The sequence below is a fragment of the Kocuria sp. SL71 genome, assembly GCF_026672465.1.
GTDB classification, from domain to species: Bacteria; Actinomycetota; Actinomycetes; order Actinomycetales; family Micrococcaceae; genus Kocuria; species Kocuria palustris.
Genome location: NZ_JAPPRE010000001.1, coordinates 266,384 through 283,791 on the forward strand (window position 1 = coordinate 266,384; position 17,408 = coordinate 283,791).

Here is a 17,408-nt window from a genome sequence, read left to right on the forward strand (position 1 = left end):
GGGCGCAGGCGTCGTCCCTCGGTGTGTGTCGCACCCTCAGCTGTTCGGCCGCTGTGCCGAGGAGACGGATCGCCCGGACAGGGAAGCGGCTCCCAAGCCACGCGTTGATCCTGTCGCGTCGAGCGGCCGATCTCTCACCGTTCATGCATCGAGTGGCCAGAAGCTCACCGTTTCCCGGCGGAACCGGTGATGGAACGGCCACTCGATGGGAGAGGGGTCAGAAGCGGCCACTCGATGTGCGGGGCCGGTGCCGGAGCGGGTGCCGGCGACGGGCTGAGCGGCGTGCGAGCGCTGCGACGGCGACATCGGCGTGTGAGGTGCGCGACGTCCCGGGGGAGGGGTTGGACTTGCGCGCTAGACTCGCCGGCGGACTTCCGCGACCCTCGTCGCGACCCCCGCCGGCCACGGGCCGGAACCGAGCACCGTCCTGGCAGAAGGGGCGGGAGCACGCCATCGTCTGAAGAGAGACCCCACTCGTATGAGCACTGCCCAGCGCACCGACCTCCGCAACGTCGCGATCGTGGCCCATGTGGATCACGGCAAGACCACGATCGTCGACGCCATGCTCCGGCAGACGAACACGTTCTCCGAGCACGGCGAGGTGGCCGAGCGCGTCATGGACTCGGGCGATCTCGAGCGCGAGAAGGGCATCACCATCCTCGCCAAGAACACCACGGTGTTCTACGAGGGCCCGTCGGCGAACGGCGAGGTCATCACCATCAACGTGATCGACACCCCGGGGCACGCCGACTTCGGCGGCGAGGTCGAGCGCGGCCTGTCCATGGTCGACGGCGTCGTGCTGCTCGTGGACGCTTCCGAGGGGCCGCTGCCGCAGACCCGCTTCGTGCTGCGCAAGGCCCTCGAGGCCAAGCTGCCGGTGATCGTGGTCGTCAACAAGATCGATCGCCCCGACGCCCGTGCTGAGGAGGTCGTCTCCGAGACCATGGACCTGCTGCTCGGCCTGGCCTCCGATATCGCCGAGGACTACCCGGACATGGACCTGGACGCCGTGCTCGACGTCCCGGTCGTCTACGCCTCCGGCAAGGCCGGCCGCGCCGACACCGAGTTCCCCGGCGACGGCAACCTGCCGGCCAGCGAGGACCTCGAGCCGCTGTTCAAGACGATCATGGAGCACATCCCGGCTCCGTCCTACGAGGACGACGGCGTGCTGCAGGCCCACGTGACCAACCTGGACGCCTCGCCGTTCCTGGGCCGCCTGGCCCTGCTGCGCATCTTCTCGGGCACGCTGAAGAAGGGCCAGACTGTGGCCTGGGCGCGCAAGGACGGCTCCCTGAAGAACGTGCGCATCTCCGAGCTGCTGGCCACCAAGGGCCTGGACCGCGTCCCGGCCGAGTCGGCCGGCCCCGGCGAGATCGTGGCTGTGGCGGGCATCGAGGACATCACGATCGGCGAGACGCTGACCGATCCCGAGAACCCCAAGCCGCTTCCGGTCATCACGGTCGACGATCCCGCGATCTCCATGACCATCGGCATCAACACCTCGCCCATGGCCGGTCGCGTCAAGAACGCCAAGGTCACCGCCCGCCAGGTCAAGGACCGCCTGGACAAGGAGCTCGTGGGCAACGTGTCGCTGCGCGTGCTGCCGACCGAGCGCCCGGACGCCTGGGAGGTCCAGGGCCGCGGCGAGCTCGCCCTGTCGATCCTGGTGGAGCAGATGCGCCGCGAGGGCTTCGAGCTCACGGTCGGCAAGCCGCAGGTCGTCACCCGCGAGATCGACGGCAAGGTCCACGAGCCGGTCGAGCGCATGACCATCGACACCCCGGACGAGTTCCTGGGTGCGATCACCCAGATCATGGCCACCCGCAAGGGCCGCATGGAGACCATGACGAACCACGGCACCGGCTGGGTGCGCATGGAGTTCGTGGTGCCCGCCCGCGGTCTGATCGGCTTCCGCACCACCTTCATGACGGAGACCCGCGGCGCGGGCATCGCCTCGTCCTACTCCGATGGCTTCGAGCCCTGGTTCGGCCCGATCGAATACCGCACCAACGGCTCCATGATCTCGGACCGCGCCGGTGTGGCCACCCCGTTCGCCATGATCAACCTCCAGGAGCGCGGCACGATCTTCGTGAAGCCGACCGAGGAGGTCTACGAGGGCATGGTCGTCGGCGAGAACGCGCGCGCCGATGACATGGAGGTGAACATCACCAAGGAGAAGAAGCTCACCAACATGCGCTCGGCCGCGGCCGACAACTTCGAGAACCTCACCCCGCCGCGCCAGATGACGCTGGAGGAGTGCCTCGAGTTCGCCCGCGAGGACGAGTGCGTGGAGGTCACCCCGGAGGCCATCCGCATCCGCAAGGTGATCCTGGAGTCCAACGAGCGCGTGCGCCAGGCGCGCCAGCGCAACCGTGCCTGATCAGCACCACGACACGGCGGCGCTGGGGGAGACCTCGGCGCCGCCGTCGTACCCGGAGCCCGGCACGCTGATCCGCCCGGATGCCGTGGACTCGCTGCTGCCGCGCGGCACGGCCCCCGAGCAGGCCCGCGTGGTGGCCGTGCACGCGCATCCCGACGACGAGACCCTGGTCTCCGGGCTGGCGCTGGCCTCGCTGGCCCAGGCCGGGGCGCAGGTCCACCTGATCACCATGACCCGCGGGGAGCGCGGCGAGGTGATGATCCCGGAGCTGGCCCACCTGGAGGTCGGGCACCCGGACAACCACGACGGCGGCACCGCCCTGGGCGCCTATCGCGAGGGCGAGCTGGCCGCGGCCTGCCGTGCCCTGGGCGTGGAGCACCACGTCTACGCGGGCCAGTCGCCCGCCCTGGACGCCCAGACGGGCTTCCCGGGCGGCGGGGACCGCTTCATGGACTCCGGCATGTCCTGGGGCCCCGACGGCCGGGCCCAGCCCGCCGAGGACGTCTCGCCGAAGGCGCTCACGGCGGTCGGCGTGGATCAGGCCGCCGCCCACGTGGCAGCGGCCCTGCGCGAGATCCGCCCGCATGCGGTCCTGAGCTATGACGACGACGGCGGCTACGGCCACCCCGATCACGTGCGCACCGCGCGCGTGCTGGCCCGGGCGCTCGAGCTGCTCGAGGACGAGTCCTGCGCTGAGCCGGCCCTGAGGCCTCTGGCCTGGGCGATCGAGGGCCAGCCGGATCCGCAGGACGAGCGCCCGCAGGCTGTGGTGCGCGCCGACGAGGCCTCGCGCGCCGCCCGCCACGCGGCCATGCGCGCCCATGCCACCCAGATCGAGACGGGCGATGATCCGGCGAATCCGCGCTACGAGCTCTCGAACCGGGTGCCGCAGACCATGCCGCAGGCCGAGACCTTCCGTCTCATCGGAGGCGACGCCGCCAGGCTCGCGCCGCGGGAGCCTGCTCGATGAACGGCGAATGGGATGAGCAGGGCCGCAGACGCGGCCGTTCGTCGGTGGATCAGGCGTCCGTGCCGGTCTCGGCGACCATCGCGATCGTCAGCGGCATGCTGGCGGGCGTGGTCGGCACGGCGGTGCACGGCAACATCGCCCGCTTCGGCGACGGCGTGTGGATCCCGTGGGGCGCCCCGCTGGCGCTGGCCCTCCTGCTGAGCCTGTCGGTGTGGTCGGGGACCACCACGCGGCGCATCTGGGCCGCCGCGGTGCCCGGGATCGTGGCCTACGCAGCCGCCTTCGTGCTGGCCTTCGGCCGTCAGGACTCGCCGCTCGTGGTCCTATCGACCACCTCGGCGATCGGGCTGGCCGGGCTGCTGTGGTTCGGCGGCATCCTGGTGGTCACGCTGGTCTCGGTGGTCCTGGTGGGTCGCTGGTGGCGTCGGCGTCGTGCGGCGGTGCGCCGGGACCTGGCGGAGCAGGCCGCGGAGGCCTTCGACGCCGAGCCGCTCGTCAGCCCTGAGGACGTCAGCGGGGCCGTCGGCGCGGCACCGGAGGCGGGACCTCGCGGGCGAGCCTGACGAGCTCGAGCGGGATCAGCACCTGCCCGCTGCGCGTCTGCAGGGTCACGGCGGGGGGATCGTCGTGCCGGCAGACGAGCGTGCCGATCGCGTCCGTGCGTCCCTTGCCGGACGGGTCCCCGGTCGGCAGCGCATAGCGCACGCTGAACCGGGTGCCGAGCGCTGCGCCGGCCAAGCGGCTCAGGGCGATGCTCCGTGCGGGGTCCTGCTGAGGCTGGGACGTCATGGGCCTCACAGTATCGGCGTATGACGCGCGGGGCGGGCCACCGGGCGCTCGCCCGTAGAATGGGCGGAGAACTCCGCGAGAAAGGACCGTCGCCACCATGACTTATGTGATCGCTCAGCCCTGTGTCGATGTCAAGGACAAGGCCTGCGTGGAAGAGTGCCCCGTCGACTGCATCTACGAGGGCGAGCGCAGCCTCTACATCCACCCCGACGAGTGCGTGGACTGCGGAGCCTGCGAGCCCGTGTGCCCCGTCGAGGCCATCTACTACGAGGACGACACCCCGGACGAGTGGGCCGAGTACTACAAGTACAACGTCGAGTTCTTCGACGACCTCGGCTCGCCCGGCGGCGCCGCCCGCCTGGGCAACACCGGCAAGGACCACCCGGGCATCGCCGCCCTGCCCCCGCAGAACCAGGACTGAGTCCCGTGACTCAGCAGCCCCGCGCCTTCGGCCTGGACCTGCCCGAGTACCCCTGGGAGTCGGTGGCCCCGTACCGGCGGATCGCCGCCGAGCACTCGGAGGGGACCGTCGATCTGTCGATCGGCACGCCCGTGGACCCCACGCCGCTGGTGGTCCAGGACGCGCTGGCCGCGGCCTCCGACGCCCCCGGCTACCCGACCACCCACGGCACCCCCGCGCTGCGCGAGGCCATCGCCCGCTGGTACGACCGCCGTCGCGGCGTGCCCGGACTGGACCCCGAGCAAATCATGCCCACGGTCGGCTCCAAGGAGCTCGTGGCCTGGCTGCCCCTGCTGCTGGGACTGCGCGCCGGGGACGTCGTCGTGCGTCCCTCGGCCGCCTACCCCACCTACGACATCGGGGCGCAGCTGGCCGGTGCGGAGCACGTGGCCGCAGATGATCTCTCGGAGCTGCCACAGGACGTGCTGGATCGGGTCCGCCTGATCTGGCTGAACTCGCCGGGCAATCCCACGGGTGCGGTCGCCGACGCCGAGGCCATGCGCGCCACGGTGGAGAGGGCTCGCGAGCTGGGTGCGGTCGTGGCCTCGGACGAGTGCTACGCCGAGCTGGGCTGGGGCGAGTGGGATCGCGAGGAGGACGGCCAGGCCGTGCCCTCGGTGCTGGATCCGCGCGTGTCCGGAGGCGATCTCACGGGCCTGCTGTCGGTCTACTCCCTGTCCAAGCAGTCGAACCTCGCGGGCTACCGCGCGGCCTTCGTGGCCGGCGACGCCCAGATCGTCGCCGGGCTGGTGAACTCCCGCAAGCACGCGGGCATGATCGTGCCGGCCCCCGTGCAGGCGGCCATGCGCGCCGCGCTCGACGACGACGCCCACGTGGTCGCGCAGAAGGCGCTGTACCGGGCTCGTCGCGATCGTCTGCGCCGAGCCGTCGAGGCGTTCGGGCTGAGCATCGAGCACTCAGAGGCCGGGCTCTACCTGTGGTGCAGGCGCGACGGCCGCACGGGGCAGGACACATGGGACCTGGTCCGTCAGTTCGCCGAGCTGGGCATCGTGGTGGGCCCCGGGGTCTTCTACGGAGACGCCGCGGCAGGCTTCATCCGGATCGCGCTGACGGCCTCCGACGAGCGGATCGACGCCGCCGTCGCCAGGCTGCAGGCCGCCGCCGACTGAGTTGCGCCCGGGCCCCGCCGAGGGCTCGCGAGGCGCGTCCCAGATTGGCGGGGGCGGGCGACGTACGGGTAGATTGGCATCCGATGGCGTGTCTGCACACGCCCCTTGACCTGCCGCCGCGCGACAGCGACGTCGCCGGCTCCCATGACCCGACGCCCCCGCAGAAGACCGGTGCGCAACGGGACCAGGTGAGCCCCATGGGCTCACAGACTATGGAGGAGACCCATGACCGAGTCCGGCAAGGACGGCCGCACGGCCCAGCTGAGCATCTCCGAGGGCGCGCCCCTCGAGCTGCCCGTCCTGGGTGCCACCGAGGGCAACGAGGGCATCGGGATCGGCGCCCTGCGCAAGGAGACCGGTGCGGTCACCTATGACCCCGGCTTCATGAACACCGCGAACGCGCGTTCGGCGGTCACCTACATCGACGGCGAGAACGGCGTTCTGCGCTACCGCGGCTACCCGATCGAGCAGCTCGCGGAGCACTCCAACTTCCTGGAGACCGCCTACCTGCTGATCTACGGCGAGCTGCCCACGCAAGAGCAGTACGAGGACTTCGTGCACCGGGTCACCACCCACACCATGGTCCACGAGGACCTGAAGATGTTCTTCAACGGGTTCCCGCGCTCGGCCCACCCCATGCCGGTGCTGTCCTCCGCGGTCTCGGCGCTGTCCACGTTCTATGCCGACTCGCTGGATCCGCACGATCCCCAGCACGTCGAGATCTCCACGATCCGCCTGCTCGCCAAGGTGCCCACGCTGGCGGCCTACGCCTACAAGAAGTCCATCGGCGAGCCCATGCTCTACCCGCGCAACGAGCTGTCCTACGCGGAGAACTTCCTGCGCATGTGCTTCGGCGTCCCGGCCGAGGACCTCGAGATCGACCCCGCGCTGGCCAAGTCCCTGGATATCCTGCTGATGCTGCACGCGGATCACGAGCAGAACTGCTCGACCTCCACCGTGCGCCTGGTGGGCTCCTCCGAGGCCAACATGTTCGCCTCGGTCTCCGCCGGCATCAACGCCCTCTACGGCCCGCTGCACGGCGGCGCCAACGAGGCCGTGCTGGCCATGCTCGACCAGATCCAGAACCAGGGCCTGTCGCCCGAGGACTTCATGGAGAAGGTCAAGAACAAGGAAGACGGCGTGAAGCTCATGGGCTTCGGGCACCGCGTCTACAAGAACTACGATCCCCGCGCCAAGATCATCAAGGGCTACGCCCACGACATCCTGGAGCGCCTGGGCGGCGACAACGAGATGCTCGACATCGCCATGCGCCTGGAGGAGAAGGCCCTGGCGGACGACTACTTCGTGGAGCGCAAGCTCTACCCGAACGTCGACTTCTACACCGGCCTGATCTACAAGGCCATGGGCTTCCCGGAGCGCATGTTCACGGTGCTGTTCGCGATCGGGCGCCTGCCGGGCTGGATCGCCCAGTGGCGCGAGATGGTCCAGGACCCCGAGACCAAGATCGGGCGTCCGCGCCAGCTCTACGTGGGCGATGGCGCGCGCGACTACCCCACCAAGTGATCGGACGCGCGGGCGCGGGCTGCTGAGGCTCCCGGGCCCGCGCCGCTCACCGAGCAGGCCTTTGAGACGACGGCGGGCCGCCTCCCGAGCTGGGAGGCGGCCCGCCGTCGTCGTATCCGGAAGGCCGATCACCCTTCCTTCGCGATGGCTTTCGGCAGGCTCAGCGTGTCCGCCATCTCCTCGAGGGGCACCTGCTTGGTCTCGGGCATGACCTTCAGGACCCAGATGAGCTGGCCCACCATGCACATCAGGAAGATGAGGAAGGCGGCCCCGCCGCCGAAGGTCGCCGCCACGCCGGGGAACGTCCAGGAGGTGACAGCGGCGAAGAACCAGTGCGTGAAGCTGCCCAGCGCCTGGCCCTTGGCCCGCACCCGGTTGGGGAAGATCTCGGAGATGAACACCCAGATGACGGAGCCCTGGCCAAAGGCATGGGCGGCGATGAAGAGGATCAGTCCAGCGAGGACGAGGGCCGATGCCCCCGAGCTCATCCCTGCCTCGGGGTCCCCGGTGAAGAAGGCGGCGGTCACGGCACCCAGGGAGATCACGTAGCCGATGGATCCCACGAGCATGAGACGGCGCCTGCCGAAGCGGTCGATGACCACGAGCGCGGCCATCGTGGCGACGAGGTTGACGAGTCCCACCACGATCGACTGCAGCAGGGCCACGTCGCCGCTCGCTCCGGCCATCTCGAAGATGGCTGGGGCGTAGTACAGCACCGCGTTGATCCCCGAGAGCTGGTTGAACGCGGCGATGGCGATGGCGAGCAGGATCACCTTGCGGTAGCGCCTGGAGAACAGCTTCTCGTGGGGCATGGACAGCTCGGCCTCCGCGGAGTGCTCGAGCTCGGCCGTCTCCGCAGCCAGCTCGCGCTCCGAACGGGTCAGCCTGGCCAGCACGCTCAGAGCCCTGTCCTGCTGGCCCTTGGCGTGCAGCCAGCGCGGGCTCTCGGGAAGCGTGAAGACCAGGAGGAAGAACACGAGGGCCGGGGCTGCCTCCACGAGGAACATCCAGCGCCAGGCAATCGTCTCGCTGAGGGTCTGCGCGATCAGCCAGTTCGAGAGGTAGGCCAGCAGGATGCCGAGCACCACGTTGAACTGCACGAGCCCCACCAGCCGGCCTCGCAGTCGGGCCGGTGAGATCTCCGATGTGTAGATCGGCGCGACCACGCTGGCGGCCCCCACGCCGAGTCCTCCCACGAACCGGGCGACCATGAAGAACCACCATCCGGCGACGGACTCGGAGGCGACGCCGCTGCCGATCGCGGAGACGAAGTACAGGGCGCCGATGGCGAAGAGCACGTTCTTGCGTCCGAACCTGTCGGCGGGGATCCCGGCGAACAGCGCGCCGATCACGGTGCCGATCAGAGCGGTGGCGACGGTGAATCCCAGTCCGAATCCGCCGAGGTCGAACACCCGCTGCAACGAGCCGGTGGTTCCCGAGATGACGGCGGTGTCGAAGCCGAAGAGCAGACCGCCCAGCGCGGCGACGATGGCGCTGCGGATGACGAGTCCGTTGGCCCCGCGGGAAGCGGTGACATTGTCATGCGAGGTTTCCGATGGTGTGGACATGTGATCTTCCCCTGTCAGGGACTCTCCGAGCGCGGCTCGGGCGGATGGGTGGGTGGATCCCGACGGCTGTCAGGACGGTGCGGGGCTCATCTGGGGATGCATCCGCAGCGGGCGGAATGGCTGGGAAGCAGGGGACCGGGGGTGGAGCAGGGCCGCGCGCCCCGTGACAGCGGGGCTCGGCTCAGAAGATCCGATGGGCGCGGGGCCTGGACCTGTCCACCAGCTGTCCGTTGACCTGATCCACCGTCGTCACCCAGTGCCTGGAGTGCTCGGGATCGTCGCCGTGCATCAGCCGGCGCTCGACCAGGCGGCGCTCGCGCTCGGATGGCGGGACGTCCAGGAACCAGCACTCGTCCAGCAGCGCCGAGATCTGCTCCCATCCGTCCTGGTCGTGCAGGAGGTAGTTGCCCTCCGTGATGACGAGGGAAACGTCCCGTGCGACGGGGGTGGAGCCGGCGATGGCCGCCTCCAGGCCTCGGTCGAAGCGCGGCGCGTAGACGACCGGCTCGGGCTGCTCGCGCAGCCGGGACAGGAGGGCGGCGAAGCCGGAGACGTCGAAGGTGTCCGGGGCTCCCTTGCGCTGCCTCCGGCCGAGGCGCTCCAGCTCGGCATCGGCCAGGTGGAAGCCGTCCATCTCGACCACGACGGCCTGGGAGCCGAGGTGCTGCAGCAGCGATCGGCACACGGTCGACTTGCCGGCTCCCGGCGGGCCCGTGATGCCGAGGATGCGGCGGTTGCCGGAAGCGACGAGCTCCTCCGCGCGCCGGTGCATCTCGGCCAAGGGCGGCTCGGCCCGGACGCTCGCGCCCGGGGGTGCTGATCCGTGCTCCATCGCAGGCTCCTCCCCATCCCCACGCCGTCCCGCCCGATCGGCGGTCCTGGGCGATGCCCCTCGTCAGGTGCTGCTCCGGGGCGCTATGAGGGTATGACTCCGGAGTCAACTATGACATAGAACACATGACACCGGAGTCGTTCCGTGTTGGACTGCCGCCCATCACATCGGTGCCCGACGTGACGGCTCACCGAAGCGCCCCGCACATCGACCGGCAGGAGAGCCATCAGGGACAGCTTCAGCGGACGCACCGTCCTCGTCACCGGAGCCAGCGGAGGGATCGGCGGCGCCACCGTGCGCAGGCTGCGGAAAGAGGGCGCGACGGTCCTGGCCGCCGGGCGCGACGAGGAGGCGCTTGCGGCGCTCGCGGAGGAGACCGGCGCCCGGCCGCTGCCCTTCGAGCTCACCGAGGAGGACTTCATCCGGACGGCCATCGAGGGTCGCGATCTGGACGGGGTCGTCAACTGCGGCGGATGGGGCGGAGCGATCGTGAACGTGTCCAGCCAGGCCAGCCTGGTGGGGCTGGCCGGTCACATCGCCTACGGGTCCTCCAAGGCGGCCATGGACAACATCACCCGGGTCAGTGCCCTGGAGCTCGGCGAGCACGGCATCCGGGTCAACAGCGTGAACCCCACCGTGGTGATGACGCCGATGTCGGCCTGGTACTGGGGCCGTCCGGAGATCGAAGGACCGTTCCTGGAGCAGATGCCCCTGGGCCGCTGGGCCACCGAGGACGAGATCGCCGGCCCCATCGTCTTCCTCCTCAGCTCGGACGCCGCGCTGATCAGCGGCGTGTGCCTGCCGATCGACGGGGGCTACACGAGCCGCTGAATCGTGCTCAGGTCTTCTTCTGCTTCAATGAGTCACGCTGTCTGCCCGGCTGAGGAGGAGACCGGAGATGACGACCATGCGGGAGGTTGCGGCCCATGTCAGGGTCAGCCAGAAGACCGTTTCGCGGGTCTTCAACGACGACCCCCAGGTCCGACCGGAGGCGCGCGAGCGGGTCCTGCGCGCCATGGCCGAGCTCGACTACGTGCCCAACCCGATGGCCAAGGCCTTCCGCTCCGGGCGCTCGCCGATGATCAGCCTGGCGGTCCCTGATCTGCTCGACCCGTTCTTCGCGGCGATCGTGCGCGCCGCAGACGAAGAGGCGCACGGGGCGGACATGTGCACCTCAGTCACAAGCCTGGGCGAGGATCTGGCGCGAGAGCCGGAGCTGATCCGCTCCGTGCTGCGACGCGCCCCCAGCGGTGTCATCATCGCGCCGATCTCCGGCGATCAGTCATACCTGGCCGACGAGGCGCCCGCCGCGCCGGGCCGGGTTGCCGACCTCGAGAGACCTCATCCGCCTGGGGGTCATCGACCGTGGCTCCGCCGAGCGCGCCGTGGCGGAACTGGTGCAGGCCGATGATCCGCCGAGCGCCGTCTTCTCGTCGAACGCGCGGGCCAGCATGCTGCTCGTCCCGGCGCTGCAGCACAGCCCCATGGCGCTCGTGTCCTTCGGCGACTTCCCCATGGCCGAATCGTTGACGCCGCCGGTGTGCGCCGTCGCCCAGGACCCGGAGGAGATCGGACGCAGGGCCGCCCGCCTGATCCTGCAGAGGCTCGGGCAGACCGGGGGAGCGCACGCCGCCTGCCGCGACGAGGTGCTGCCGGTGCGCATGGTGGAGAGGGCAGGGCGTCCTGCCGGCAGCCATCGGCCCTCTGAACTGGCACTTACCACGGTGCACCGCGCTGCGACGACGGCGGGCCGCCTCCCGAGCTGGGAGGCGGCCCGCCGTCGTCGTGCCCGCTCGCGCACACTGGGCGGGGTGGCTTCAGGAGCCGTAGCCCATGGGGTTGGCCTTCTGCCAGTTCCAGTGGTCGCGGCACATGGTGTCCATGTCGCGATCGGCGGACCAGCCCAGATCCGCCAGGGCGGAGGCGGGGTCGGCATAGTTGATCGCCACATCGCCGGGGCGGCGGTCGACGATCTCGTAGGGGATCTCGACCCCGGAGGCCTTCTCGAAGGCCTCGCGGACCTCGAGCACGGAGTAGCCGCGCCCGGTGCCGAGGTTCCAGATCTTGGCGCCGCCGTGGTCGGCGAGCCACTCCAGGGCGCGGACGTGGCCGTCGGCCAGGTCGACCACGTGGATGTAGTCGCGCACGCCGGTGCCGTCCGGGGTGGGGTAGTCGCCGCCGAAGACCTTGAGCTTCTCGCGCCGCCCCACGGCCACCTGCGCCACGAAGGGCATGAGGTTGTTGGGAATGCCCGTGGGGTCCTCGCCGATGATCCCGGACTCGTGGGCACCCACCGGGTTGAAGTAGCGCAGCAGAGCCACGTTCCAGCGATCGTCGGAGGCGGCGATGTCCGCGAGGATGTCCTCGATCTGCTCCTTGGTGCGCCCGTACGGGTTGGTCGCGTCCTTGTCGAGCTTCTCGGTCAGGGGCATGGTCTCGACGTCGCCGTAGACGGTCGCGGAGGAGGAGAAGACGATGGTGCGGCAGCCGCTGTCCTCCATGGCGTGCAGCAGGTTCAGCGTGCCGCCCACGTTGTTGGAGTAGTACCACAGCGGCTTCTCATTGGACTCGCCCACGGCCTTCAGACCGGCGAAGTGGATGACGGCCTCCGGCTTCCACTGCTCGAACACGCGGTTCAGCCCCGGCTGATCGAGCAGGTCGACCTCCTCGAAGCCCAGCACTTCCCGGCCGGCGAGCTGGTGGACGCGCTCGAGGCTCGTCTTCGACGAGTTGGCCAGGTTGTCGAGCACGATGACGTCGTGCTCGGCCTGGAGCAGTGCCAGGACGGTGTGCGAGCCGATGTAGCCGGTCCCCCCGGTGACAAGGATGCGCATGCGGATGTCTCTCCTTCAGCTGGATGCGTTGCGCCCAGCCCCCGATGAACAGGGCGCGGTGGAGCGCGCCGGAGCCAGCCCGGCTCCGGCGCGCACAGATCAGTTCTTGTGCAGGGCGTCGTTCAGCTCCACCGTGCGGCCCCCGCGCGGCAGGGCCTCGACGGCGCCGCTGGTGGAGTTGCGTCGGAAGAGCAGGTTCGACACCCCGGACAGGTCGAGCGCCTTGACGGTGCGGGCCTCCTGCGCGCTGTCCTCGAGCACCTGCACGCGCGTTCCGGCGGTGAGGTAGAGGCCGGCCTCGACGATGCAGTCATCGCCCAGGGAGATGCCCACGCCGGCATTGGCGCCGAGCAGCACGCGCTGGCCCAGGCGGATGCGCTGCTTGCCGCCGCCGGAGAGCGTGCCCATGATCGAGGCGCCGCCGCCGATGTCGGTGTGATCCTCCACGACCACGCCGGCGGAGATGCGGCCCTCGACCATGGCGGAGCCGAGCGTGCCGGCGTTGAAGTTCACGAAGCCCTCGTGCATGACGGTGGTGCCCTCGGCCAGGTGGGCGCCCAGGCGCACGCGGTCGGCGTCGCCGATGCGCACGCCGGAGGGCACGACGTAGTCGACCATGCGCGGGAACTTGTCCACGGACAGCACGCTGACGTGACCGGTGGAGCGCATGCGCAGGCGGGCCAGGTTCAGCTCCTCGGCCAGCACGGGGCCGCGGTCGGTCCAGGCCACGTTGGCCAGCAGGCTGAACACGCCGTCCAGGTTGATCGTGTTGGGCTGCACCAGGCGGTGGGAGAGCAGATGCAGGCGCAGGTAGACGTCGGCGGCATCGACCGGAGCGGCATCCAGGTCGATCACGCGGTCCACGACCTCGACCGTGACATTGCGATCGGCATCCGGCAGCGCGGAACGGCGGAGGTCGCCGTCGAGCGAGCGGTCGGGCTCCTGGCCCAGGACGGGGGCCGGGTACCAGACGTCCAGGATCGTCCCGGCGCGGGGCCCTCGGCGACGACGCTGGCCAGGCCGATGCCGGCCGCGTGGCGGGTCTCGTTGTTGCTGGGGGCAGGGGTGGCTGCAGTCATGGTGCCCATCCTACGGATAGGCCCGGTCAGCGCAGGGGCCGGGGACTGCGCGTCGGCCGATATGGTGGCGTCATGTCGAGCCCCGAGTCACCCGCCGCCACCGAATCCCCCTCGAGCCCCGAAGGACGCCCGCAGTCCCTGGACCTGGCCGCGGATCCCGCGCAGCTCACGGCCGCGCTGATCGATGTCGAGTCCGTGTCCGATCACGAGACGCCGCTGGCGGACCTGGTCGAGGAGGCGCTGCGGGGGCTGGAGCACCTGAGCGTGCACCGCGACGGCGATGCGATCATCGCCCGCACCGAGCTGGGCCGGGCCGAACGCGTCGTGCTGGCAGGTCACCTGGACACGGTGCCGCTGCCCACCGCCGCGGGTTCGCGCGGGACGGTGCCCTCGAGCTGGGAGGACCACGACGGCGATCTCACGCTCTACGGCCGCGGCGCCACCGACATGAAGGGCGGGGTGGCCGTGCAGCTCGGCCTGGCGGCCGAGCTCACGGAGCCGAGCCGGGACATCACCTACGTCTTCTACGACCACGAGGAGGTCGACTCGGCCAAGTCCGGGCTGGCCCGTCTGGAGCGCAGCGTCCCGGACCTGCTGCAGGCGGACTTCGCGGTGCTGCTCGAGCCCACCGACGGCACGGTCGAGGGCGGCTGCAACGGCACGCTGCGCTTCGTGATCGCCCCGCAGGGACTGGCCGCGCACTCGGGCCGGGCCTGGCGCGGGGACAACGCGATCCACAAGCTCGCCGACGTGCTGTCCGTGCTGGCCGACTACGAGCCGGCCACGATCGAGGTCGAGGGGCTGGCGTACCGGGAGGGGCTCAACGCGATCCGCATCAGCGGGGGCACCGCGGGCAATGTGATCCCGGACGCGGCCTCGGTCGAGATCAACTACCGCTTTGCCCCGGACAAGACCCTCGAGCAGGCCCAGCAGCACTGCCGGGAGCTGTTCCCGGGCCATGAGCTGGAGTTCGTGGACCTCTCCCCGGCGGCACGCCCCGGGCTGGACCGGGCGTCCGCGGCGGCTTTCGTGGCAGCCGTCGGGCAGGAGCCCAAGCCCAAATACGGCTGGACCGACGTGGCCCGCTTCTCGGCCATGGGCGTGTCGGCCGTGAACTTCGGCCCCGGAGACGCCCTGCTGGCCCACACGGACGACGAGCACGTCTCGGCCGAGGCGATCCGTCAGTGCCGCCGGGTCCTGCTGAGCTGGCTGTCCTAGGGCATAGCCTGGGGTCATGAGTCACAGCGACCCCCGCGCCAGCGACCGCCGCGAGTCCGCACAGGACCTCCCGGGCGAGGACCAGCCCGTCTCCTCCTCGGCCGAGCGCCCCGCCACCAGACCCTCGCGCTTCAAAGGGCCCATCGTCCTGCGCGGCCGCGAGGCCCACCGTCGGACCTCGGATCAGCGGCTGCTGGAGCAGGGCGGACCCCAGGACTTCGATCACGACGACGACTTCACCCGCACGGACCCCTGGCGGATCATGCGGATCCAGTCGGAGTTCGTCGACGGCTTCGACACCCTGGCCCGGCTGGGGCCGGCGGTGACCGTCTTCGGCTCGGCGCGCGTGCCCGAGGGCGCCGCCGACTACGACCTGGCCCGCGAGGTCGGCCGGGCGCTGGGCCGCGCCGGTTACACCGTGATCACCGGCGGCGGTCCCGGCATCATGGAGGCAGCCAACCGCGGCGCGCACGACGTCGAGGCCCCGTCCGTGGGCCTGGGGATCGAGCTGCCGCACGAGCAGAGCCTGAACCCCTACATCGACCTGGGCATCAACTTCCGGTACTTCTTCGTGCGCAAGACCATGTTCGCCAAGTACAGCCACGGCTTCATCGCCCTGCCCGGCGGCTTCGGGACCCTGGACGAGCTCTTCGAGTGCCTGACCCTGGTCCAGACCGGCAAGGTGACCCGCTTCCCGGTGGTGCTCATGGGCGTCGCGTTCTGGACACCGCTGCTCGAGTGGATCCGCGGCTCGCTCGTGGAGCAGGGGATGGTCTCCCCGGATGATCCGGATCTGGTGCGCCTGACCGATTCTGCCGAGGAGGCGGTGCGGATCATGCGCGAGGCGCACGACCGCTTCACCCGCGAGGCAGAGCACCGCGCCGATCTGGGCGGCTACGACCAGGCGCCCTTCGGGGACTTCGACGACGACGGCCGAGCGGGTCGCTGGTGAGCGCTCCGGTCATGGCGATGGTGCTCAGCCTCCTGCTCGTCGCGGCGGGAACCGCCGCGGCGGTGCGGCAGCTGGGGCGTTCGGGGGTCGCTGAGCCCTCTTCCGGTCCCTCGGCCGCAGCGCCCGTGCACTGGACGCGCCGAGGCCGCAGCGAGGTCGGGGGCACCGGCACGGGCGCGAGCGGCTCGCACCTCCGGCGGGCCGCGATCCGGGCGGTCAGCAGGCGCGGCGCGCGTCCCCGGGGTATACCGGTGAACTCGGCGGGGCCGGAGGCCTCCGGCCCGCAGAACGGCTCGGAGCACGGACCAGGTCGCGAGTCGATGTCGGCACTGTGCGCAGCACCGCTGCACAGGGCGGTTCCGCTGCGGGGACTGCCGCCGCCGACGTCCGTCCCACGCGGGTCCACTCGGCCCTGGCCGGCTGGGCCGGCGAGGCCGGTGCTCGGCTGGCTCGTCAGCCGCTGTGGCTGCAGGTCCTTCTGCTCTGGGCGGTGGCCCGAGCCTGGTCGGCTCTCGTGCTGATCGTGATCGACCGGCAGGCCCCGGACGGTCCGTGGGGCGAGACTCCGCTGGGCTACTTCGGCACGGCCGGGATCTGGGACGGCCAGTGGTACCAGCGCATCCACGACGACGGCTATCCCACGCAGATCCCTCGCGACCGGACCGGCAGCGCCGAGGAGAACGCCTGGGCCTTCTACCCGGTGTTCCCCCTGCTGGTCCGCGGGATCACGAGCCTGACGGGGGCGCCGTGGTCGATCGTCGCGCCCCTGGTCTCCTTGGCCGCGAGCTTCGCCGCGGCCCTGGCGATCGCGGCGCTGTTCCGTCGTCTGCTCGGGCAGCGCGATGCCCTATGGGCACTGGCGGTGGTGGGCCTGTGCGCCGTCTCGCCGATCCTGCAGACGGCCTACGCGGAGTCGCTGCATCTGGCGCTGCTGGCGCTGTCGCTGCTGCTCGTGCTGCAGAGGCGCAGCGCCCTGGCCGCCGTCGCCATCCTGGTCATGTGCCTCTCGCGTCCGGCCGGGGTGCCGTTCGCCGCGGCGCTCGGCATCGTCTGGGCCCTCCGCGCCGGGCGCGTGCTGAGGGAACGGGGGCCGGGCGGGCTCGGCCAGGTCCTGGACCGCTGGTTCTGGCTGGCCCTGTGGGCCTGCGCCTGCGCGCTGGCCTGGCCGGCGATCGCGTGGCTGGCCACGGGGGAGCCGCGCGCGTACACGGACACCGAGACCGCATGGCGCGGCACCTCGCTGGTGCCGCTCGAGCCCTGGGCGGTCTTGGGCGCTCAGCTGCTCGGGGAGGGCTGGGGGTGGCTGTTCGTGCTGGTCCTGGTGGTGCTGTGGGTGCTGCTGATGACCACGACCGCGGTGCGCCGCACCTTGCCGCTGGGCCTGCAGGTGTGGGTCCACGCCTATGCCGTCTACCTCCTGCTCTTCCTGCACCCCCAGTCCTCCACGCCGCGCCTGCTGCTGCCGCTGTTCGTGCTGGCCGCGCCGCTGGTCGCGGTGAGCGAGTCGAGGGCCTACCGGTGGGGCCTGGTGGTGGTCTGCGCGCTGTCGCAGATCGTGTGGGTCGGGGTGCTGTGGCAGTGGTCGCCGCTGCCGCAGGGCGGCGACTATCCGCCGTGATCGGGGACCCCTGGAGACCCCCGCCACGCCTCGTGTGACGCATCCGATATGATG

15 protein-coding genes and 2 pseudogenes are annotated in these 17,408 nt (G+C 70.7%); 12 read left to right on the forward strand and 5 right to left on the reverse strand.

Translation table 11 applies throughout. The annotated features are described in order from the left end of the window. Positions 1-478: 478 nt before the first annotated feature. The 3 genes from typA to OVA15_RS01325 are packed head-to-tail and all read left to right on the forward strand — an operon-like array spanning position 479 to position 3,913. Positions 479-2,380: a translational GTPase TypA gene (gene typA, locus OVA15_RS01315; RefSeq protein ID WP_006214924.1), complete on the forward strand. Its 1,902-nt coding sequence runs from the start codon at positions 479-481 to the stop codon at positions 2,378-2,380. After that, positions 2,373-3,350 (forward strand): PIG-L family deacetylase, encoded by a 978-nt coding sequence (locus OVA15_RS01320; protein ID WP_268142598.1) that lies wholly within the window; start codon positions 2,373-2,375, stop codon positions 3,348-3,350. Before typA ends, OVA15_RS01320 begins: the two co-directional genes overlap by 8 nt. Next, entirely contained in the window at positions 3,347-3,913 is a 567-nt protein-coding gene (locus OVA15_RS01325) for a hypothetical protein (protein ID WP_268142600.1), read from the forward strand. Before OVA15_RS01320 ends, OVA15_RS01325 begins: the two co-directional genes overlap by 4 nt. On the opposite strand, the gene OVA15_RS01330 is transcribed toward OVA15_RS01325, so the two are convergent. Continuing rightward, complete coding sequence (locus OVA15_RS01330; RefSeq protein ID WP_249933757.1) at positions 3,861-4,139, reverse strand: putative acetyltransferase; 279 nt, start codon at positions 4,137-4,139, stop codon at positions 3,861-3,863. The genes OVA15_RS01325 and OVA15_RS01330 overlap by 53 nt on opposite strands. Positions 4,140-4,236: 97 nt before the next feature. Here OVA15_RS01330 and fdxA point away from each other — a divergent pair, with 97 nt between their 5' ends. From fdxA to OVA15_RS01345, 3 genes are all read left to right on the forward strand, one after another. Continuing rightward, complete coding sequence (fdxA, locus tag OVA15_RS01335; RefSeq protein ID WP_006214921.1) at positions 4,237-4,560, forward strand: ferredoxin; 324 nt, start codon at positions 4,237-4,239, stop codon at positions 4,558-4,560. Between the two features lie 5 nt (positions 4,561-4,565). Beyond that, positions 4,566-5,729, forward strand: coding sequence for a succinyldiaminopimelate transaminase (gene dapC, locus OVA15_RS01340; RefSeq protein WP_268142604.1), 1,164 nt, complete (start codon positions 4,566-4,568; stop codon positions 5,727-5,729). Between the two features lie 225 nt (positions 5,730-5,954). Continuing rightward, positions 5,955-7,253, forward strand: coding sequence for a citrate synthase (locus OVA15_RS01345; RefSeq protein ID WP_268142606.1), 1,299 nt, complete (start codon positions 5,955-5,957; stop codon positions 7,251-7,253). 128 nt (positions 7,254-7,381) lie between these two features. On the opposite strand, the gene OVA15_RS01350 is transcribed toward OVA15_RS01345, so the two are convergent. Together OVA15_RS01350 and OVA15_RS01355 are read right to left on the reverse strand one after the other, a co-directional pair. Then, the gene (locus OVA15_RS01350) at positions 7,382-8,821 is read right to left on the reverse strand and encodes a sugar porter family MFS transporter (RefSeq protein WP_268142608.1); all 1,440 of its coding nucleotides are present in this window, start codon (positions 8,819-8,821) and stop codon (positions 7,382-7,384) included. A gap of 181 nt (positions 8,822-9,002) precedes the next feature. After that, positions 9,003-9,653: a nucleoside/nucleotide kinase family protein gene (locus tag OVA15_RS01355; protein WP_268142610.1), complete on the reverse strand. Its 651-nt coding sequence runs from the start codon at positions 9,651-9,653 to the stop codon at positions 9,003-9,005. A 225-nt stretch (positions 9,654-9,878) separates the two neighbouring features. On the opposite strand from OVA15_RS01355, the gene OVA15_RS01360 reads away from it, so the two are divergent. The 3 genes and pseudogenes from OVA15_RS01360 to OVA15_RS13345 form a co-directional block, all read left to right on the forward strand. Next, positions 9,879-10,484, forward strand: coding sequence for an SDR family oxidoreductase (locus OVA15_RS01360; RefSeq protein ID WP_268145558.1), 606 nt, complete (start codon positions 9,879-9,881; stop codon positions 10,482-10,484). Between the two features lie 67 nt (positions 10,485-10,551). After that, positions 10,552-11,064, forward strand: a complete 513-nt coding sequence (locus OVA15_RS01365) for a LacI family DNA-binding transcriptional regulator (protein WP_268142612.1) — start codon at positions 10,552-10,554, stop codon at positions 11,062-11,064. Then, positions 11,051-11,269, forward strand: a pseudogene (locus tag OVA15_RS13345) (substrate-binding domain-containing protein); the annotation flags it as partial. The gene OVA15_RS01365 and the pseudogene OVA15_RS13345, both read left to right, overlap by 14 nt. A gap of 201 nt (positions 11,270-11,470) precedes the next feature. On the opposite strand, the gene galE reads toward OVA15_RS13345, so the two are convergent. Both galE and dapD read right to left on the reverse strand, forming a co-directional pair. Next, the gene (galE, locus tag OVA15_RS01370; RefSeq protein ID WP_006215787.1) at positions 11,471-12,487 is read right to left on the reverse strand and encodes a UDP-glucose 4-epimerase GalE; all 1,017 of its coding nucleotides are present in this window, start codon (positions 12,485-12,487) and stop codon (positions 11,471-11,473) included. A 99-nt stretch (positions 12,488-12,586) separates the two neighbouring features. Continuing rightward, positions 12,587-13,566: pseudogene (gene dapD, locus OVA15_RS01375) on the reverse strand (2,3,4,5-tetrahydropyridine-2,6-dicarboxylate N-succinyltransferase). Between the two features lie 72 nt (positions 13,567-13,638). Here dapD and dapE point away from each other — a divergent pair. The 3 genes from dapE (at position 13,639) to OVA15_RS01390 (ending at position 17,354) form a co-directional block, all read left to right on the forward strand. Beyond that, positions 13,639-14,784, forward strand: a complete 1,146-nt coding sequence (gene dapE, locus OVA15_RS01380) for a succinyl-diaminopimelate desuccinylase (protein WP_268142617.1) — start codon at positions 13,639-13,641, stop codon at positions 14,782-14,784. 16 nt (positions 14,785-14,800) lie between these two features. After that, on the forward strand, positions 14,801-15,736 hold the full coding sequence (locus OVA15_RS01385) for a TIGR00730 family Rossman fold protein (protein WP_268142619.1): 936 nt from the start codon (positions 14,801-14,803) through the stop codon (positions 15,734-15,736). A gap of 331 nt (positions 15,737-16,067) precedes the next feature. After that, positions 16,068-17,354: a hypothetical protein gene (locus tag OVA15_RS01390; protein ID WP_268142621.1), complete on the forward strand. Its 1,287-nt coding sequence runs from the start codon at positions 16,068-16,070 to the stop codon at positions 17,352-17,354. The last annotated feature ends 54 nt before the right edge of the window (positions 17,355-17,408 follow it).

Bases quoted from the DNA above. Each gene is read 5' to 3' on its own strand.
- OVA15_RS01330 (WP_249933757.1), bottom strand. From the start codon at position 4,139: ATGACGTCCCAGCCTCAGCAGGACCCCGCACGGAGCATCGCCCTGAGC.
- galE (WP_006215787.1), bottom strand. From the start codon at position 12,487: ATGCGCATCCTTGTCACCGGGGGGACCGGCTACATCGGCTCGCACACC.
- OVA15_RS01355 (WP_268142610.1), bottom strand. From the start codon at position 9,653: ATGGAGCACGGATCAGCACCCCCGGGCGCGAGCGTCCGGGCCGAGCCG.
- OVA15_RS01385 (WP_268142619.1), top strand. From the start codon at position 14,801: ATGAGTCACAGCGACCCCCGCGCCAGCGACCGCCGCGAGTCCGCACAG.
- OVA15_RS01365 (WP_268142612.1), top strand. From the start codon at position 10,552: ATGACGACCATGCGGGAGGTTGCGGCCCATGTCAGGGTCAGCCAGAAG.
- OVA15_RS01345 (WP_268142606.1), top strand. From the start codon at position 5,955: ATGACCGAGTCCGGCAAGGACGGCCGCACGGCCCAGCTGAGCATCTCC.
- typA (WP_006214924.1), top strand. From the start codon at position 479: ATGAGCACTGCCCAGCGCACCGACCTCCGCAACGTCGCGATCGTGGCC.
- OVA15_RS01325 (WP_268142600.1), top strand. From the start codon at position 3,347: ATGAACGGCGAATGGGATGAGCAGGGCCGCAGACGCGGCCGTTCGTCG.
- fdxA (WP_006214921.1), top strand. From the start codon at position 4,237: ATGACTTATGTGATCGCTCAGCCCTGTGTCGATGTCAAGGACAAGGCC.
- dapE (WP_268142617.1), top strand. From the start codon at position 13,639: ATGTCGAGCCCCGAGTCACCCGCCGCCACCGAATCCCCCTCGAGCCCC.
- OVA15_RS01350 (WP_268142608.1), bottom strand. From the start codon at position 8,821: ATGTCCACACCATCGGAAACCTCGCATGACAATGTCACCGCTTCCCGC.